This window comes from Pseudomonas sp. SED1, assembly GCF_034044025.1.
Lineage (GTDB): Bacteria > Pseudomonadota > Gammaproteobacteria > Pseudomonadales > Pseudomonadaceae > Aquipseudomonas.
In genome coordinates this window covers 35,001-51,063 of the sequence record NZ_JAXCIS010000177.1, presented here as the reverse complement: position 1 = coordinate 51,063, position 16,063 = coordinate 35,001, and the positions used below count along the sequence as shown (strand labels likewise).

14 protein-coding genes are annotated in these 16,063 nt (G+C 57.0%); 5 read left to right on the top strand and 9 right to left on the bottom strand.

What is annotated here, in order from left to right:
- Positions 1-37 precede the first annotated feature (37 nt).
- The 4 genes from SNL23_RS22805 to mnmG are packed head-to-tail and all read right to left on the bottom strand — an operon-like array spanning position 38 to position 4,269.
- Positions 38-910: a ParB/RepB/Spo0J family partition protein gene (locus SNL23_RS22805; RefSeq protein ID WP_003213558.1), complete on the bottom strand. Its 873-nt coding sequence runs from the start codon at positions 908-910 to the stop codon at positions 38-40.
- Positions 911-919: 9 nt separating this feature from the next.
- On the bottom strand, positions 920-1,717 hold the full coding sequence (locus tag SNL23_RS22800) for a ParA family protein (RefSeq protein WP_017477894.1): 798 nt from the start codon (positions 1,715-1,717) through the stop codon (positions 920-922).
- 18 nt (positions 1,718-1,735) lie between these two features.
- Positions 1,736-2,380 (bottom strand): 16S rRNA (guanine(527)-N(7))-methyltransferase RsmG, encoded by a 645-nt coding sequence (rsmG, locus tag SNL23_RS22795; RefSeq protein WP_167664605.1) that lies wholly within the window; start codon positions 2,378-2,380, stop codon positions 1,736-1,738.
- Complete coding sequence (gene mnmG / locus SNL23_RS22790) at positions 2,377-4,269, bottom strand: tRNA uridine-5-carboxymethylaminomethyl(34) synthesis enzyme MnmG (RefSeq protein WP_076013359.1); 1,893 nt, start codon at positions 4,267-4,269, stop codon at positions 2,377-2,379. The genes rsmG and mnmG overlap by 4 nt, the downstream gene beginning before the upstream one ends.
- Positions 4,270-4,855: 586 nt before the next feature.
- Between mnmG and SNL23_RS22785 the strand changes: the two genes are divergently transcribed.
- The 3 genes from SNL23_RS22785 (at position 4,856) to SNL23_RS22775 (ending at position 8,841) form a co-directional block, all read left to right on the top strand.
- On the top strand, positions 4,856-5,362 hold the full coding sequence (locus SNL23_RS22785; RefSeq protein WP_076013263.1) for a sigma-70 family RNA polymerase sigma factor: 507 nt from the start codon (positions 4,856-4,858) through the stop codon (positions 5,360-5,362).
- Complete coding sequence (locus tag SNL23_RS22780) at positions 5,362-6,306, top strand: FecR domain-containing protein (RefSeq protein WP_318303609.1); 945 nt, start codon at positions 5,362-5,364, stop codon at positions 6,304-6,306. Before SNL23_RS22785 ends, SNL23_RS22780 begins: the two co-directional genes overlap by 1 nt.
- Positions 6,307-6,399: 93 nt before the next feature.
- Positions 6,400-8,841 (top strand): TonB-dependent siderophore receptor, encoded by a 2,442-nt coding sequence (locus tag SNL23_RS22775; protein ID WP_318303608.1) that lies wholly within the window; start codon positions 6,400-6,402, stop codon positions 8,839-8,841.
- A 23-nt stretch (positions 8,842-8,864) separates the two neighbouring features.
- On the opposite strand, the gene mnmE is transcribed toward SNL23_RS22775, so the two are convergent.
- From mnmE to rpmH, 5 genes are all read right to left on the bottom strand, one after another.
- Positions 8,865-10,235 carry a tRNA uridine-5-carboxymethylaminomethyl(34) synthesis GTPase MnmE gene (gene mnmE, locus SNL23_RS22770; protein ID WP_318303607.1) on the bottom strand — a complete coding sequence of 457 codons (1,371 nt, stop codon included), beginning with the start codon at positions 10,233-10,235 and terminating at the stop codon, positions 8,865-8,867.
- Between the two features lie 80 nt (positions 10,236-10,315).
- Positions 10,316-11,998, bottom strand: coding sequence for a membrane protein insertase YidC (yidC, locus tag SNL23_RS22765; RefSeq protein ID WP_318303605.1), 1,683 nt, complete (start codon positions 11,996-11,998; stop codon positions 10,316-10,318).
- Positions 11,999-12,000: 2 nt separating this feature from the next.
- Positions 12,001-12,246 carry a membrane protein insertion efficiency factor YidD gene (gene yidD, locus SNL23_RS22760; RefSeq protein ID WP_003213574.1) on the bottom strand — a complete coding sequence of 82 codons (246 nt, stop codon included), beginning with the start codon at positions 12,244-12,246 and terminating at the stop codon, positions 12,001-12,003.
- Entirely contained in the window at positions 12,239-12,643 is a 405-nt protein-coding gene (rnpA, locus tag SNL23_RS22755) for a ribonuclease P protein component (RefSeq protein ID WP_010168490.1), read from the bottom strand. Before rnpA ends, yidD begins: the two co-directional genes overlap by 8 nt.
- A gap of 16 nt (positions 12,644-12,659) precedes the next feature.
- Complete coding sequence (gene rpmH / locus SNL23_RS22750; RefSeq protein WP_003213577.1) at positions 12,660-12,794, bottom strand: 50S ribosomal protein L34; 135 nt, start codon at positions 12,792-12,794, stop codon at positions 12,660-12,662.
- Between the two features lie 585 nt (positions 12,795-13,379).
- Between rpmH and dnaA the strand changes: the two genes are divergently transcribed.
- Both dnaA and dnaN read left to right on the top strand, forming a co-directional pair.
- Complete coding sequence (gene dnaA / locus SNL23_RS22745) at positions 13,380-14,900, top strand: chromosomal replication initiator protein DnaA (protein ID WP_076013268.1); 1,521 nt, start codon at positions 13,380-13,382, stop codon at positions 14,898-14,900.
- Between the two features lie 39 nt (positions 14,901-14,939).
- Positions 14,940-16,043 carry a DNA polymerase III subunit beta gene (dnaN, locus tag SNL23_RS22740; RefSeq protein ID WP_318303603.1) on the top strand — a complete coding sequence of 368 codons (1,104 nt, stop codon included), beginning with the start codon at positions 14,940-14,942 and terminating at the stop codon, positions 16,041-16,043.
- The last annotated feature ends 20 nt before the right edge of the window (positions 16,044-16,063 follow it).

Below are 16,063 nucleotides of genomic sequence, written 5' to 3'. Positions count from 1 at the left end.
TAGTGATTTCCGACTGCGCGCTACATAAGCAATTGTTTCAACGGATGTGGGCAAGGACGCCCTGAAGCTCATCCAATGAGTTATATCCGATGACCAATTGCCCTTTACCTTTCTTGCCGTGGCGAATTTGCACCGCAGAGCCTAGGCGCTCGGCCAGGCGCTGCTCCAGGCGTGCAATATCCGGATCAGGTTTGGCGGTTTCGACCGGTGCAGGTTTGCCACTGAGCCACTGGCGAACCAGGGCTTCGGTCTGACGAACGGTGAGGCCTCGTGCGACAACGTGTCGCGCCCCTTCAACCTGTTGATTTTCCGGCAAACCGAGCAAGGCACGGGCATGACCCATTTCCAGGTCGCCGTGGGAAAGCATGGTTTTGATTACTTCTGGCAGCGCGATCAGCCGCAGCAGATTGGACACGGTCACGCGGGACTTACCCACTGCATCCGCGACTTCCTGCTGCGTCAGTTTGAATTCCTGCTGCAAACGCTGCAGGGCGATCGCTTCCTCGATCGGATTGAGGTCTTCACGCTGGATGTTCTCGATCAACGCCATGGCGATGGCGGTTTCATCCGGCACATCACGCACCATCGCCGGGATGGTTTCCTTGCCGGCCTGTTGGCTGGCGCGCCAGCGGCGTTCGCCGGCGATGATTTCAAAGCGGCCAGCACCAATCGGGCGCACCACGATTGGCTGCATCACGCCCTGGGCCTTGATCGAATTCGCCAATTCTTCCAGCGCCTGAGGGTCCATGTCCCGGCGCGGCTGGTATTTGCCGCGCTGGATCAGGTCCAGCGGCAGGTGCTGCAGCTCACGCTCGTCGGCCTGCACGGCTTGCTCTTCAAGGGTCGTGACAGTCGGACCACTCAGCAGTGCATCCAGTCCACGTCCGAGACCTCGTTTCTTGACGGCCATGGGGATTCCTTAAGTTGGCTGGGCTGCAGCGGTGCGTGAATTGCGGCGTTGACGACGAACCATCTCGCCGGCCAGAGCCAGGTAGGCAATGGCGCCGCGGGATGATTTGTCGTACGCCAGCGCGGGCATGCCATAGCTTGGCGCTTCGGCCAGGCGAATGTTGCGTGGAATCACGGTGTCGTACAACTGGTCGCCGAAGTGTTCCTTGAGCTGCGCCGACACGTCGTTCATCAGGCTCAGGCGCGGGTCATACATGGTCCGCAGCAGGCCTTCGATTTGCAGGTTCGGGTTGAGCAACTCGGCAATACGCTTGATGTTATCCACAAGGTCGCTCAAGCCTTCGAGCGCGAAGTACTCGCACTGCATGGGGATAATCACCCCGTCGGCGGCAACCAGTGCGTTCAACGTCAGCATCGACAGCGACGGTGGGCAGTCGATCAAAATGTAGTCGTAATTCTCGCGGATTGGCGCCAAGGCGCTGCGCAGACGGCTTTCTTTCATCTGCATTTCCAGCAGCACCACTTCCGCCGCAGTCAAATCGCGGTTGGCCGGCAGCAGTTGATAACCACCGTGCTCGGAATAGTGCATGGCCTGGGCCAGGTCGCACTCGCCAATCAGCAAGTCGTAGACCGAGTTTTCCAGGCCGTGTTTATCCACACCGCTACCCATGGTGGCGTTGCCCTGTGGATCGAGATCGATCAACAGCACCCGACGCTTGGTAGCGACCAGGGATGCTGCGAGGTTGATGCAGGTGGTGGTTTTGCCCACGCCACCTTTCTGGTTCGCTATCGCGAATACCTTAGCCATTCTTGCTTGTGTTCCCAATCATGCCGTGCGGCGCAGTATCAGCAGATGGCGTTGGCCTTGGCAACCGGGTACGGCCAAGGCGTGTTCGCTATCGAGGTGGAAGTCTGCCGGCAATGCTAACAGCTCGTCGCTTGGATGAACGCCCTTCATTGCCAGCCAACGGGTATCGCGGTCGCCGAGGTGGCGGGTCCAGTTACTGAAATTCTCCATGCTGCTGAACGCCCGGGAAACAATTCCGTTGAAAGGCTGTTCAGGCGTGAAGGCTTCGACGCGACTGTGGATAACTTGCAGGTTATCCAGCTTGAGTTCGAGTTTGACCTGGGTCAGGAAGCGGGTTTTCTTGCCGTTGCTGTCCAGGCAGGTCACTTGCGACTCGGGAAACAGGATCGCCAGCGGGATGCCGGGCATGCCGCCGCCGCTGCCAACGTCGAGCCAGCGGCCGTTTTCGATAAACGGCATCACACTCAGACTGTCGAGCAGGTGGCGAGAGACCATTTCGTCTGGATCACGCACCGCAGTGAGGTTGTAAGCCTTGTTCCATTTGATCAACAGGGCCAGATAACCCAGCATCAACTCGTGCTGGGCTTCAGTCAGGTTGACGCCAAGCTGGCGAGCACCTGTGGATAACTCTTCGGCGTGTTGCGAGGTGACCAACGAACTCAAGCGCTTTGCTCCAACTGACGGCCCGCGCCGCGTTTTTTCAAATGAATCATCAACAGCGAAATGGCTGCCGGCGTGACGCCCGGGATACGGGACGCCTGGCCCAGGGTCTCTGGTCGAGTTATCCCCAGCTTGCCTTGGATCTCTTTCGACAGCCCGGAAATGTTTGTGTAATCGATATCCACAGGCAGCTTGGTGTCTTCACTGGCCCGCAGGCGAGCGATTTCATCCTGCTGGCGGTCAATGTAACCAGCGTACTTGGTCTTGATTTCGACCTGTTCGGCGACCTGTGGATCTTCTGCGCCACCGCCGGTGACCGAGATCAGCCCAGCGTAGTCGATTTCCGGACGGGACAGCAGGTTCAGCAAGTTGTATTCGTGGGTCAGCGGCGTGCCGAATTTTTCGGCAATCGCGTCGCCTTGCTCGGTGCCCGGGCGAACCCAGGTACTTTTCAGGCGTTGCTCTTCCAACTCGATGCTTTCGCGTTTTTTGCAGAAGGCTTCCCAACGCACATCGTCGACCAGGCCCAGCTCACGACCTTTTTCGGTCAAGCGCAGGTCGGCGTTGTCTTCCCGCAGGATCAGGCGGTATTCGGCCCGGGACGTAAACATCCGGTACGGTTCCTGGGTGCCGAGGGTAATCAGGTCGTCGACCAACACGCCGATGTACGCCTCATCGCGACGCGGGCACCAGCTGTCTTTGCCCTGGGCACGCAGTGCAGCGTTGGCTCCGGCCAGCAAACCCTGGGCGCCGGCTTCTTCGTAGCCGGTGGTGCCGTTGATTTGGCCAGCGAAGAACAAACCGCCAATAACCTTGGTTTCCAGGCTGTATTTCAGGTCACGCGGGTCGAAGTAGTCGTACTCGATGGCGTAACCAGGCCGCACGATGTGGGCGTTTTCCATACCGCGGATCGACTGCACAATCTGGATTTGCACATCGAACGGCAAGGAAGTGGAAATCCCGTTCGGGTAAAGCTCGTGGGTGGTCAAACCTTCCGGCTCGATAAAGACCTGATGGCTTTCCTTGTCAGCAAAGCGGTGGATCTTGTCTTCGATCGACGGGCAGTAGCGCGGGCCAATACCTTCGATCACCCCGGAATACATCGGCGAACGGTCGAGGTTCGCAGCAATGATTTCATGGGTGCGAGCGTTGGTGTGGGTAATCCAGCAACTGACCTGTTTCGGATGCTGTTCCTTGGAGCCCATGAACGACATCACCGGGATCGGTGTATCGCCGGCTTGCTCGGTCATCACCGAGAAATCCACAGATCGGCCATCAATTCGTGGCGGCGTGCCGGTTTTCAGGCGACCAACACGCAGTGGCAGTTCGCGAAGGCGCTGAGCCAGGGCGATTGACGGCGGATCACCGGCGCGACCACCGGAATAGTTCTGCATGCCGATGTGGATAAGTCCGCCGAGGAACGTACCGGTGGTCAACACCACGGATTCTGCGAAGAAACGCAGGCCCATTTGCGTGACAACACCGCGTACCTGGTCTTGCTCGACGATCAGGTCATCGGCTGCCTGTTGAAATATCCACAGGTTCGGCTGGTTTTCCAGGGTTTCGCGGACAGCGGCCTTGTACAGGATCCGGTCGGCTTGGGCACGCGTGGCTCGCACGGCCGGGCCTTTGCGGCTGTTCAATACGCGAAATTGAATACCACCTTTGTCGGTAGCCATGGCCATCGCACCGCCCAGGGCATCGATTTCCTTGACCAGATGGCTTTTGCCAATCCCGCCAATTGCGGGGTTGCAGCTCATGGCGCCGAGGGTTTCCACGTTATGCGTCAGCAACAGGGTTTTTGCCCCCATGCGTGCTGACGCCAGTGCTGCCTCGGTACCGGCATGACCGCCGCCGATGACGATCACTTCAAAACGGGAAGGGAAATCCACCACGCACCTCGTGCCTGCTTCTGTAGGTAATTAGGAATGAGCGTTCGAGATCAGGTTTTCGAACGAGTCGGCAAGTATAGGGACTTCGCCCTTCCTAAAGAACCCTTTGCACAAAATTTAACCAGCTGTGGATGAATCACGAACAATAGAAATTAAAAGAGAGAAATTTATTAAATCTTTGTTTTTATGTTTATTTCTACTGAGGCATGTTTCTGTGGATAGATCTCTACAGGCTTTTATTTACGGCATGTACAGAGATTTAAAAGTCTGTGGTTAGGTGCCAAGGAGGCCCTTGGATAAGTGCTTTAAGCCTGTGGATTAAACAGGTGGTTATCCACAGAGGGGTTTTTGCTCAGGTTTTAGGCCTTGTTATCAACCGGGTACAGGAGCGGTTATTCACAGGGCTTAATCCAAAGAAAATTCGGATTTCGATAAGTTTCAGGCACACGGCGGCCTTCAAGAATCTTCGGGTAGGCAGGAAACGCTTCGTTTGCATTTGTGAAACGGGTTGATGGCAGGCCTATTGTGAGAAAGCGTCACGGCAGTTAATAATAGTTATTATCATTAACCTACCTCGTCACCTCTCATGTCCCTTCCCCCGCATACCCTTGCAGTCCAGCACATCTATGAGCAGCACCATTCGTGGTTGCACAGCTGGCTCAAGGGAAAGTTGCATAACGCCTGCGATGCAGCCGATGTGGCACACGATACGTTCGTGCGGATTCTGGGTGGCCGCAATGCGGCGCAGATCCTTGAGCCCAGGGACTATCTGGCCACTGTTGCCAGGGGACTGGTGATTGACCGCTATCGCCGCCGCGCCATTGAACAAGCCTATCTGCAAACCCTCGCAGACCGGCCAGAAGCAACCGCAATCAGTGAAGAAGACAAGGCGATCATCATTGAAACCCTCGTGGCTGTGGATAAAGCCTTGTATGGGCTGGGTGAGCGGGCTCGGCGAATTTTCATGCTGTCCCAGGTCGAAGGCCTGACTTATCAACAGATCGCCAATCAGCTGCGGGTCTCGCTGACCACCGTCAAGAAACATATGGTCCGCGCCCTGACAGAATGTGCCCTGATCATGGCGGGCGCGTAATGGCCGCCCCGGATCGCAAGACGTTCGAAGCCGCCGCCAGTTGGTACGTGCGATTTCAATCGCAACCACCGACACCTGCGCAACACAGTGCCTGGCAGCAATGGCTCAACGGCGATCCTTCCCATCAGGCAGCCTGGAACCAGATGGAACAGTTGCAACGTGGCCTCGGTGCGCTACCCAAGGATTTCACCCGTCGCGCGCTCTCGACCAGTCAACAGCGGCGCCAAGTGCTCAAGCTGATGTTGATGCTCGGCGCCGCCGGGTACTTGGGGTGGAACGTTCAACAACACACTTCCCTGGGCAACCTTTGGGCTGACTATCGAACCAAGGTCGGCGAACGACGGCGAATCGAACTGGCCGACGGCACTCAAATTGACCTCAATACCCATACCGCGATCGACGTACTTTTCGATGGGCAGCAGCGACTGGTCCGTTTGCGTGAGGGGGAAGTACTTATCCACACCGGCAAGTCGGGGCGGCACACACCGTTTTATGTCGAAACCCGTGAAGGTCGTGTTCAAGCGTTAGGCACGCGGTTCACTGTTCGCCAATTGCAGGGGTCAACCCGGGTTGGCGTGTTGGATGACCGGGTCAGCGTGCAACCCGTCGACCAACCGGGTCATGGCCGACTGCTCGGCCCCGGTGAGACTGCCGATTTCGGCACGCTGGACGTAGGCCCCAGCCATATCTATCGCAGGAACCAAGCCGCATGGGTCGACGGCCAACTGATCGTTCTGGACGCGCGACTGGGGGATGTCATCGACGAACTCGCGCGCTATCGGCCGGGCGTCATGCAGTGCGACGCTGCATCAGCCCGGCTGCGGGTGTCCGGCACCTTCCGCCTGGATTCCACCGACGCCGTACTGGCCAACCTGCAGGTCACATTGCCGATCCAGGTGAAGTATTTCACCCGCTACTGGGTCGCCGTCACGCTTACAGGTTGATAGCGAAAAAATACTCTCAGCAGGGGTTATCTTTTTTTTACCTGGCGCGGCCCTACAGGTAATCACGATGCTACCTTCAGGGCTTACTCACACATGCGCCTTCCTACAAAATTTCGCCAGCGTCTCTCCTGTCACGGCATCACATATAGCTTACTGCTGACCACGGCAGCGACTGCCAGCACCTTGTTATGCACCCAGGCGATTGCTGCCAGCTCGGTGCAACATTACGTGATCGCCCCCGGGCCACTCGACAATGCCTTGAGCCAGTTCGCGGCGAAGGCCAATGTGATTTTGTCATTCTCGCCGCAGCAGACGGCGCGCTTGCAAAGTCCTGGGCTGGAAGGTGACTACTCGGTGGAACAAGGGTTTGCGTTATTGCTGCAGAACTCGGGATTGCAGGCGGCGGCTCAAGGCCCCGGCAGCTACGCGCTGCAGCCGGCCACGAGCGGGGAACAACTCATGTTGGCCCCGACTACTGTCAGCACTTACCAACAGGCCGGTTTCAATCAGGAGATTGCCGGGGACGTCGGTTACAAGGCGCAAAACAGCCGAATCGGTACCAAGACCAGCACACCGTTGTCGGAAACTCCGCGCTCGGTGTCAGTGGTGACCGGCCAGCGCATCAAGGATCAAAAATCCCAGACGCTCACCGAAGTGCTGGGCTATGTGCCGGGAATCTTTGCCCCTCCCTTCGCTGCGGGCGACGGCCTGGCCGGTGACCTGTTCTTCATTCGCGGCTTCAACGCCACGGATTATGGCTACGGCCTGCTGCGCGATGGCTTGCGAGTACAAGGCAACCGGTACGACACCACCAGCGAACCTTATGGGCTGGAACGGGTAGAAATATTCCGTGGCCCTTCTTCCCTGCTCTACGGCGAAAATGCACCCGGTGGTCTGGTCAACCTGGTGAGTAAACACCCGACAGCTACACCACAAGGCGAAGTTCAGCTGACCTACGGTTCGAATAATCGCCGCCAGGTGGGTGTGGATATCTCCGGTCCGTTGAACGACAACGACAATATTCTTGGACGCGTGGTGATGCTCGGCAGAAAGTCCGACACCCAGACTGATCACGTTCCCGATGACCGCCTGTATATCGCACCGTCCCTTACCCTCAATTTCGACGACTACAACACCCTGACGCTGCTGGCCAACTACCAGAAAGACCACACTAATCTTGAACTTGGCCTACCTGTCGCCGGCACGTTACTGACCAACCCCAACGGGAAGCTCTCCAAGCACACCATGCTCGGCGACCCGGACTGGAACACCTTCGAACGGGAAACCTGGAGCACCGGCTACGAGTTCAGCCACAGCTTCAACGATGACTGGCAGTTTCGGCAGAACTCTCGTTACATGCAGTCGCGAATCACCCGCCATGAAACCTGGCCAGGCAACCTGAATAATGCGGGGTTCGGCACCCAGCTGAACATGAATGCCTACGACCGCTACAACAAATCGATGGTCTACTCGCTGGATAACCAGTTGGAAGGCAAATTCCAGGTGGGAGGCCTGGAAAATACCGTGCTGTTTGGTGCCAGCTATGACCGTACCTCGTTCAGCCAGGATTGGAATGCCGGATTTGCAGGCACGATCAATGTGTATAACCCGGTATACCTGAAAGACCCATTGACGCCTCTCGCGGTGCAAAACACCTTGCTCGAACAGCAGATGAAAGGTGTTTATGCACAGGTCCAGAGCAAGTATGACCACTGGTTATTCTTGCTCGGCGGACGCCAGGACTGGGTCGACAGTGATTTTCGCGACAAGGTGGCCAAGGCCGGTAATATCAGCTCTGAAGACCGCAAATTCACCTATCAGGGCGGGATCATGTACCAGTTTGACAACGGCCTGACGCCGTATGTCAGCTACTCGACCGCGTTCGTCCCGGTACAGCAGATCTCCAATGCCGGCACACCGCTGGACCCGATCACCAGCAGTCAATACGAAGTAGGCCTCAAGTACGAGCCGATAGGCTGGGACACGGCGATGACGTTGTCGGTATATGACTTGCGCAAGCAGGACGACACGTACCTCGACGCCACTACCAATACCTACCGCCAGGTGGGCGAAAGCCGGGCCAAGGGCGTGGAAGTGGAGGTCAACAGCAACCTCACACCCAATTTGAACGTGACTGCGGCCTACACTTACACCGATGCTCGGATTACCAAGGATTCGGCAACGTCGCTCGTGGAAGGTCACCAAATGACCGGTGTCCCACGTAATCAGGCTTCGGTCTGGGGCAAGTACCGCTTTCTTGATGGCCAACTCAAGGGCTTGTCCGTGGGCGGCGGCATGCGCTACTTCGACAGCACTTTCGCTTACACCGCGCCTTCCCTTTACGGGAAGCTGGATGCTGGAAGCGTAACGTTGGTGGATGCCGCCATCGGTTACCAGATTGACAAGCACTGGTCGGTGGACGTGAACGCGAAGAACCTGTTCGACAAGGAGTATGTGTCCGGCTGCAACGATGCGGGCCGCTGCTATTGGGGTGAAAGCCGGACGCTACTCGGAACAGTTTCCTACAACTGGTGACGTGCCAGCTGTGGATAACCCGGCTATTTCCCGATACAGAAGCTTGAAAAAATCCGCCCCAACAAATCATCGGAGCTGAATGCGCCGGTGATCTCACCCAACAGCTGCTGCGCTTGACGTAAATCTTCAGCCAGCAGCTCACCGGCTCCTGCCAGCGTCAGCTGCGCGCGACCATGCTCGAGGGCGGCGCTGGCATGCCGTAGCGCCTCCAGGTGCCTGCGACGAGCGCTGAAGCTGCTTTCCGAGGTCTGCTCGTAGCCCATGCACGCTTTTAGATGATCGCGCAGCAGTTCCAGTCCCTCTCCCGCAGACTTTGCACTTAAGCTGATCGTCACGTGGCCGTCCTCACTGACTTCCAGGGCGATCGCCTCGCCCGTCAGGTCGGCCTTGTTTCGAATCAGCGTGACCTTGGCCGGGTCTGGCCGTTGTTCGAGAAATTCCGGCCACAGCGCAAACGGATCTGCTGCCTCTGGCGCGGTGGCATCCACTACCAGCAGCACACGATCGGCCTCTGTGATCGCCTTCAAAGCGCGTTCCACACCGATCTTTTCCACCTGGTCATCGGTGTCACGCAGCCCGGCCGTGTCTACCACATGCAGTGGCATGCCATCGATGTGGATATGTTCGCGCAAGATATCCCGGGTGGTGCCGGCGATCTCGGTAACGATGGCCGCTTCTCGCCCTGCCAGAGCGTTGAGCAGGCTCGACTTGCCGGCGTTGGGTCGGCCGGCAATCACCACCGTCATACCGTCACGCAGCAAGGCACCTTGCCCGGCTTCGCGCAGGACTGTGGATAACTCGTCACGGACTTTATCCAGCATCGCCAGGACATGGCCATCGGCAAGGAAGTCGATTTCTTCCTCCGGGAAATCAATTGCGGCCTCCACGTAGATACGCAGGCTGATCAATTGCTCGGTGAGGTTATGCACACGCAGGGAAAATGCGCCCTGCAACGAGCGCAATGCATTGCGCGCGGCTTGTGCAGAACTGGCTTCGATCAGGTCGGCAATCGCCTCGGCCTGGGCCAGGTCGAGTTTATCGTTGAGGAACGCGCGTTCGCTGAATTCACCCGGGCGTGCCAGGCGGCAACCCAACTGCAGGCAACGTTGCAGCAGCATGTCCAGAACGATCGGGCCACCGTGGCCTTGCAGTTCCAGGACGTCTTCGCCGGTAAAGGAGTTCGGCCCCGGAAAATAAAGGGCAATACCTTCATCCAGCACCTCTTCATCAGCACCTAAAAACGGCCCGTAATGCGCATACCGCGGCTTCAGCTCCCGTCCACTGATGGCCAGGGCCGCCACGCCGGCGAGTGGCCCGGAAATACGAACGATACCGACGCCACCACGACCTTGAGCGGTGGCGACAGCGGCGATGGTTTCACGAGAAGCGCTCATGGCGAGTACCCGGATAAAAGTGACGGAAAGCAAAACGCCCCACTAGGGGGCGTCTTGAGTGGTGTTATCCACAGAGTAAATTACGCCTCGGCTTTTTTGGTAGCCGCTTCGATTTTACGTGTGATGTACCACTGTTGGGAGATCGACAGGCAGTTGTTGACCACCCAGTACAGCACCAGACCAGCCGGGAACCACAGGAAGAAGAAGGTGAAGATGATTGGCATCATTTTCATTACCTTGGCCTGCATCGGGTCCGGCGGAGTCGGGTTCAGACGCTGCTGGATGAACATGGTCGCGCCCATGATGATCGGCAGGATAAAGAACGGGTCTTTGATCGACAGGTCAGTTATCCACAGCATGAACGGAGCCTGGCGCATTTCCACGCTTTCCAGGAGCACCCAGTACAGCGACAGGAACACCGGCATCTGCACCAGAATCGGCAAGCATCCACCCAGCGGGTTGATCTTCTCTTTCTTGTACAGCTCCATCATGGCCTGCGACATTTTCTGCCGGTCATCGCCATGTTGTTCTTTCAGCGCGGCCAGTTTCGGGGCCACGGCACGCATACGTGCCATCGACTTGTAGCTGGCAGCCGACAGTGGGAAGAAGATCCCCTTGATCAACATGGTCAGCAGGATGATCGAGAAGCCCCAGTTGCCGACGATGCTGTGGATATGTTGCAGCAGCCAGAAGATAGGCTGGGCAATGAACCACAGAATGCCGTAATCCACAGTCAGTTCCAGACCTGGGGATAACTCTTTCAGCACAGCCTGGCTTTTCGGACCGGCGTACAACGTAGCGCTGGCTTCAGCCTTGGCACCCGGAGCGACGGTCAACGTCGGGCCAGTAAAGCCAATGATGTAGTTGCCTTGACTGTCTTTGCGGGTTTGAACCAGGTTGGCATCACCCTTGTTCGGGATCCATGCGGTCACGAAGTAGTGTTGCAACCAGGCGACCCAGCCACCTTGAACGGTTTCTTTCAGCGCGCCCTTGTCGATATCTTTCATCGACACTTTTTTGTACGGCTCGTTACTTGTCCACAGGGCGGCGCCCAGGTAAGTCGCGGTGCCGGTGGCAGTGCTGGAAGAAGGATCGGCGCTGTTGTCACGCTTGAGCTGGGCAAACAAGTTGCCAGTCCACGGCTTGGCGCTTTCGTTGTCGATCAGATAAGTGACTTTCAGATCGTACAAACCGCGGGTGAAGCTGAAGCGCTTGATGTAGTTGACGCCGTCGTGACTGAATTTCAGGTCAACGTTCAACTGGTTCTGGCCATCAGTCAGTTGATAAGTCTTCTGTTCGGTCGAATAAACCGGACGACCGGTAGCACGAGCATCCGGACCGTCAGTACCGGTCAGGCCACTTTGTGCCAGATATACACGTTCGCCGCCGTTATCGAACAGCTGGAACGGAACATCCGGGTGGTCTTGGCGACGTGGATACAGAGGCAATTTCAGCTGGGCGATATCACCACCCTGTGGATCGATTGCCAAGTCCAGTACATCCGTTTTTACATGGATGAGATCTTTATTGGTGACGACCGGGGTTTCTATCGGGGTGCTGGTATCGGCATTCGCGCTGGGTACATCGGCACTGGCGGCAGCATTGTTACCCAGTGGCGTATCCGGAATAGCCGGCGCCGACTGATTGGTAGCAACATTCTGAGTCGGCAGGGCAGCTTGGCCATAATCCTGGTTCCACTTAAGAACCATAGAGTAGGACACGATTGCCAGGGCGACGATCAGGATCGTGCGTTTAATATCCATGATTACTCGGCCATCGAAGAAGAACGGGAGGTAGGGATAGGCGGAACCGGGTCATAACCACCGGGATTCCACGGATGACAGCGACCTAAACGACGAAAGGTCAGCCAGCCACCGCGCAGAAGGCCATGATTTTCTATGGCTTCCAACGCGTAGCAGGAACAACTGGGGTAGAAACGACAGTGGTTTGCCATCAGGGGACTAATGGCATAGCGGTAAAACTGGATCGGAACGAGCGCCAGTTTACGCATCAGTACTGTCTACCCCTACAGTTTCGGTGCTGACAGCTGGTGCTGGCTTGTTGGTACGAGCCAAACGTTTCCAGAGCTTGCCGAAATGCTGAATCAATTCGGGGTTTTCTACGTCCCCCAAGCCTTTGCGCGCGACGATAACAATATCCCAACCAACCAGAGTCTCCTGGTGGAGGCGAAACGATTCGCGCATCAGACGCTTGAGGCGATTGCGCTCAACGGAGAGCTTTACGCTCTTCTTGCCGATCACCAACCCGAGACGGGGGTGATCCAGATCGTTGTTACGCGCAAGGAGCAGGAGATTTTTCCCCGGAACCTTGCCGGTGGGGGAGTCAAAGACTGCCTTGAAATGCCGGGGGGTTAGCAGACGCTTTTCCCGACTGAAGTCCTGACTCACCACCAGTACCGGATTATCAAACTGCCAGACGCGCACGACCTTTGGCGCGGCGACGCGACAGGACAGCACGGCCGTTCTTGGTGGCCATGCGAGCACGGAAGCCGTGAGTACGGGCGCGTTTGATGGTGCTTGGTTGGAAAGTACGTTTCATGGCGTGTTACCTGGTTCGTCCACAACGGGCCGGAATGGCCCCCGTTTTAAGAGACCGGCGATTCTAGAGAAAGCAAGCCTCTAGGTCAATTTCCAACCAGCTTTTCCTTTAATTAGATATCTGGAGGCCTCTGGACCGAATCCGGGCGATTCGTCTTTCACGAGCAATGCCATAGATATAAAAATAAAGAAGGATGTTATTTAAAGCTTTTCTGTAAAGCTTATAAAAGCTAGGGAGGCGATCTTCTGTGGATAACTGCCTTAAGGCCATATTCCACGTGGTGTACAGAGAATGACAACATGGGGGAGAAACGGTGCTCTGCCTGTGCTGCGCCATCGGATAAGCTGTGTGTGGAATGGCTACTTATCCACAGGCCAGTTACCCACAGACTTTCGACCCCACTTGTACAACGGGCTTAGGGGCGCTTATCCACAGAGCTTATGCACAGACCATTTGTCGCCTTTTTTACGGTTAAGGCGTTGATTCTTGGCGCCCTGTGAGCAAGCTACATGTGGATAAGTGGACGGCTGGCCGCTACAATGGCGGCTGTTTTTGCCTCACCGGCTTTCAACTTAGGGGATATCCGTGTCAGTGGAACTTTGGCAGCAGTGCGTGGAGCTTTTGCGCGATGAGCTGCCTGCCCAGCAATTCAACACCTGGATCCGTCCGCTACAGGTCGAAGCCGAAGGCGACGAGTTGCGTGTCTACGCACCTAATCGTTTTGTTCTCGACTGGGTCAACGAGAAATACCTGAGCCGCGTTCTCGAATTGCTCGATGAACATGGCAACGGGCTTGCTCCGGTGCTCTCCTTATTAATAGGCAGCAAACGCAGCTCGGTACCTCGTGCTGCGCCGAATGCACCGTTGGCAGCAAGCGCCTCGCAGGCTCAGGCCGCAGCGGCACCTGTTAATAACTCGCCTGCATCGGTTGCCCAGACGCCTTCGAAATCCTCGTCGCAGAAAAACGCGCCTATAAATGAAGAGCCGTCCCGCGACAGCTTTGACCCAATGGCCGGCGCCAGCTCACAACAGGCTCCGGTTCGTGCTGAACAGCGCACCGTTCAGGTCGAAGGTGCGCTCAAGCACACCAGCTATCTGAACCGCACGTTCACCTTTGAGAACTTTGTCGAAGGTAAATCCAACCAGCTGGCCCGCGCGGCTGCCTGGCAGGTCGCCGACAACCCCAAGCACGGTTACAACCCGCTCTTCCTTTATGGTGGCGTTGGCTTGGGTAAAACTCACTTGATGCACGCCGTGGGTAACCACCTATTAAAGAAGAACCCGAATGCCAAGGTCGTGTACCTGCACTCGGAGCGCTTCGTGGCCGACATGGTCAAGGCGCTGCAGCTCAATGCAATCAACGAGTTCAAACGGTTCTACCGTTCCGTTGATGCCTTGCTGATCGATGACATTCAATTCTTCGCCCGCAAGGAACGTTCCCAGGAAGAGTTTTTCCACACGTTCAATGCGTTGCTCGAAGGTGGCCAACAGGTCATCTTGACCAGTGACCGTTATCCGAAGGAAATCGAAGGCCTGGAAGAGCGCCTGAAGTCGCGCTTCGGCTGGGGCCTGACCGTTGCGGTAGAGCCGCCGGAACTGGAAACCCGCGTCGCGATCCTGATGAAAAAGGCCGACCAGGCTAAAGTCGACCTGCCTCACGACGCCGCGTTCTTCATCGCCCAGCGCATTCGTTCCAACGTGCGTGAGCTGGAAGGCGCACTCAAGCGTGTCATCGCTCACTCGCACTTCATGGGCCGCGACATCACCATCGAGTTGATCCGCGAATCCCTGAAAGATCTGCTGGCGTTGCAAGACAAGCTGGTGAGTGTGGATAACATCCAGCGTACTGTGGCCGAGTACTACAAGATCAAGATTTCCGATCTGCTGTCCAAGCGCCGTTCGCGCTCGGTGGCACGTCCCCGTCAGGTAGCGATGGCGCTCTCCAAAGAGCTGACCAACCACAGCCTGCCGGAAATTGGTGATGTGTTTGGCGGTCGCGACCACACTACGGTTTTGCACGCGTGCCGCAAGATCAACGAACTTAAGGAATCCGACGCGGATATTCGCGAGGACTACAAGAACCTGCTGCGTACACTGACTACTTGATGAACACCAGCGCAGCTTATTAAGGCAAGGGACTAGACCATGCATTTCACCGTTCAACGCGAAGCCCTGTTGAAACCCCTGCAACTGGTCGCAGGCGTCGTCGAGCGCCGACAGACCTTGCCGGTGCTTTCCAACGTATTGCTGGTTGTGGAAGGCCAGCAATTGTCCTTGACCGGTACCGACCTCGAAGTCGAACTGGTTGGTCGTGTCCAGCTCGAAGAACCTGCCGAACCTGGCGAGATCACCGTGCCGGCGCGCAAGCTGATGGACATCTGCAAGAGCCTGCCCAACGACGCGCTGATCGACATCAAGGTTGATGAGCAGAAGCTGGTGGTCAAGGCCGGTCGCAGCCGTTTCACCCTGTCGACCTTGCCAGCCAACGACTTCCCGACCGTGGAAGAAGGTCCTGGCTCGCTGACCTGCAGCCTGGAGCAAAGCCGGCTGCGCCGCTTGATCGAGCGCACCAGCTTCGCCATGGCCCAGCAGGACGTGCGTTATTACCTGAACGGCATGTTGCTGGAAGTCTCAGAAGGCATCATCCGCGCCGTTGCCACTGACGGTCACCGTCTGGCCATGTGCTCGATGAAAGCCGATATCGGTCAGCCGGATCGCCACCAGGTGATCGTGCCGCGTAAAGGTATTCTGGAGCTCGCGCGCCTGCTGACCGAGCCGGATGGCAATGTCAGCATCGTCCTGGGCCAGCACCACATCCGTGCGACCACTGGCGAGTTCACCTTCACATCCAAGCTGGTTGACGGCAAGTTCCCGGATTACGAGCGTGTCCTGCCTAAAGGCGGCGACAAGCTGGTGATCGGTGATCGTCAGGCCCTGCGTGAAGCGTTCAGCCGTACCGCCATTCTTTCCAACGAGAAGTACCGCGGTATTCGCCTGCAATTGGCCAACGGCCAGCTGAAAATTCAGGCGAATAACCCTGAGCAGGAAGAAGCGGAAGAAGAAGTGGGCGTCGACTACAACGGCGGCAACCTGGAAATCGGCTTCAACGTCAGCTACTTGCTGGATGTGCTGGGTGTGATGACCACCGAACAGGTTCGCCTGATCCTGTCCGACTCCAACAGTAGCGCCCTGGTGCAAGAATCCGACAACGATGACTCGGCTTACGTTGTCATGCCGATGCGCCTGTAATCATGTTCAGCAGAAGCTAG

What these genes read in the sequence shown, in the direction of transcription:
- SNL23_RS22800 (WP_017477894.1), bottom strand. Translation starts at nt 1,717, where the DNA reads ATGGCTAAGGTATTCGCGATAGCGAACCAGAAAGGTGGCGTGGGCAAA.
- rpmH (WP_003213577.1), bottom strand. Translation starts at nt 12,794, where the DNA reads ATGAAACGTACTTTCCAACCAAGCACCATCAAACGCGCCCGTACTCAC.
- dnaN (WP_318303603.1), top strand. Translation starts at nt 14,940, where the DNA reads ATGCATTTCACCGTTCAACGCGAAGCCCTGTTGAAACCCCTGCAACTG.
- SNL23_RS22805 (WP_003213558.1), bottom strand. Translation starts at nt 910, where the DNA reads ATGGCCGTCAAGAAACGAGGTCTCGGACGTGGACTGGATGCACTGCTG.
- SNL23_RS22780 (WP_318303609.1), top strand. Translation starts at nt 5,362, where the DNA reads ATGGCCGCCCCGGATCGCAAGACGTTCGAAGCCGCCGCCAGTTGGTAC.
- yidC (WP_318303605.1), bottom strand. Translation starts at nt 11,998, where the DNA reads ATGGATATTAAACGCACGATCCTGATCGTCGCCCTGGCAATCGTGTCC.
- SNL23_RS22775 (WP_318303608.1), top strand. Translation starts at nt 6,400, where the DNA reads ATGCGCCTTCCTACAAAATTTCGCCAGCGTCTCTCCTGTCACGGCATC.
- yidD (WP_003213574.1), bottom strand. Translation starts at nt 12,246, where the DNA reads ATGCGTAAACTGGCGCTCGTTCCGATCCAGTTTTACCGCTATGCCATT.
- mnmE (WP_318303607.1), bottom strand. Translation starts at nt 10,235, where the DNA reads ATGAGCGCTTCTCGTGAAACCATCGCCGCTGTCGCCACCGCTCAAGGT.
- SNL23_RS22785 (WP_076013263.1), top strand. Translation starts at nt 4,856, where the DNA reads ATGTCCCTTCCCCCGCATACCCTTGCAGTCCAGCACATCTATGAGCAG.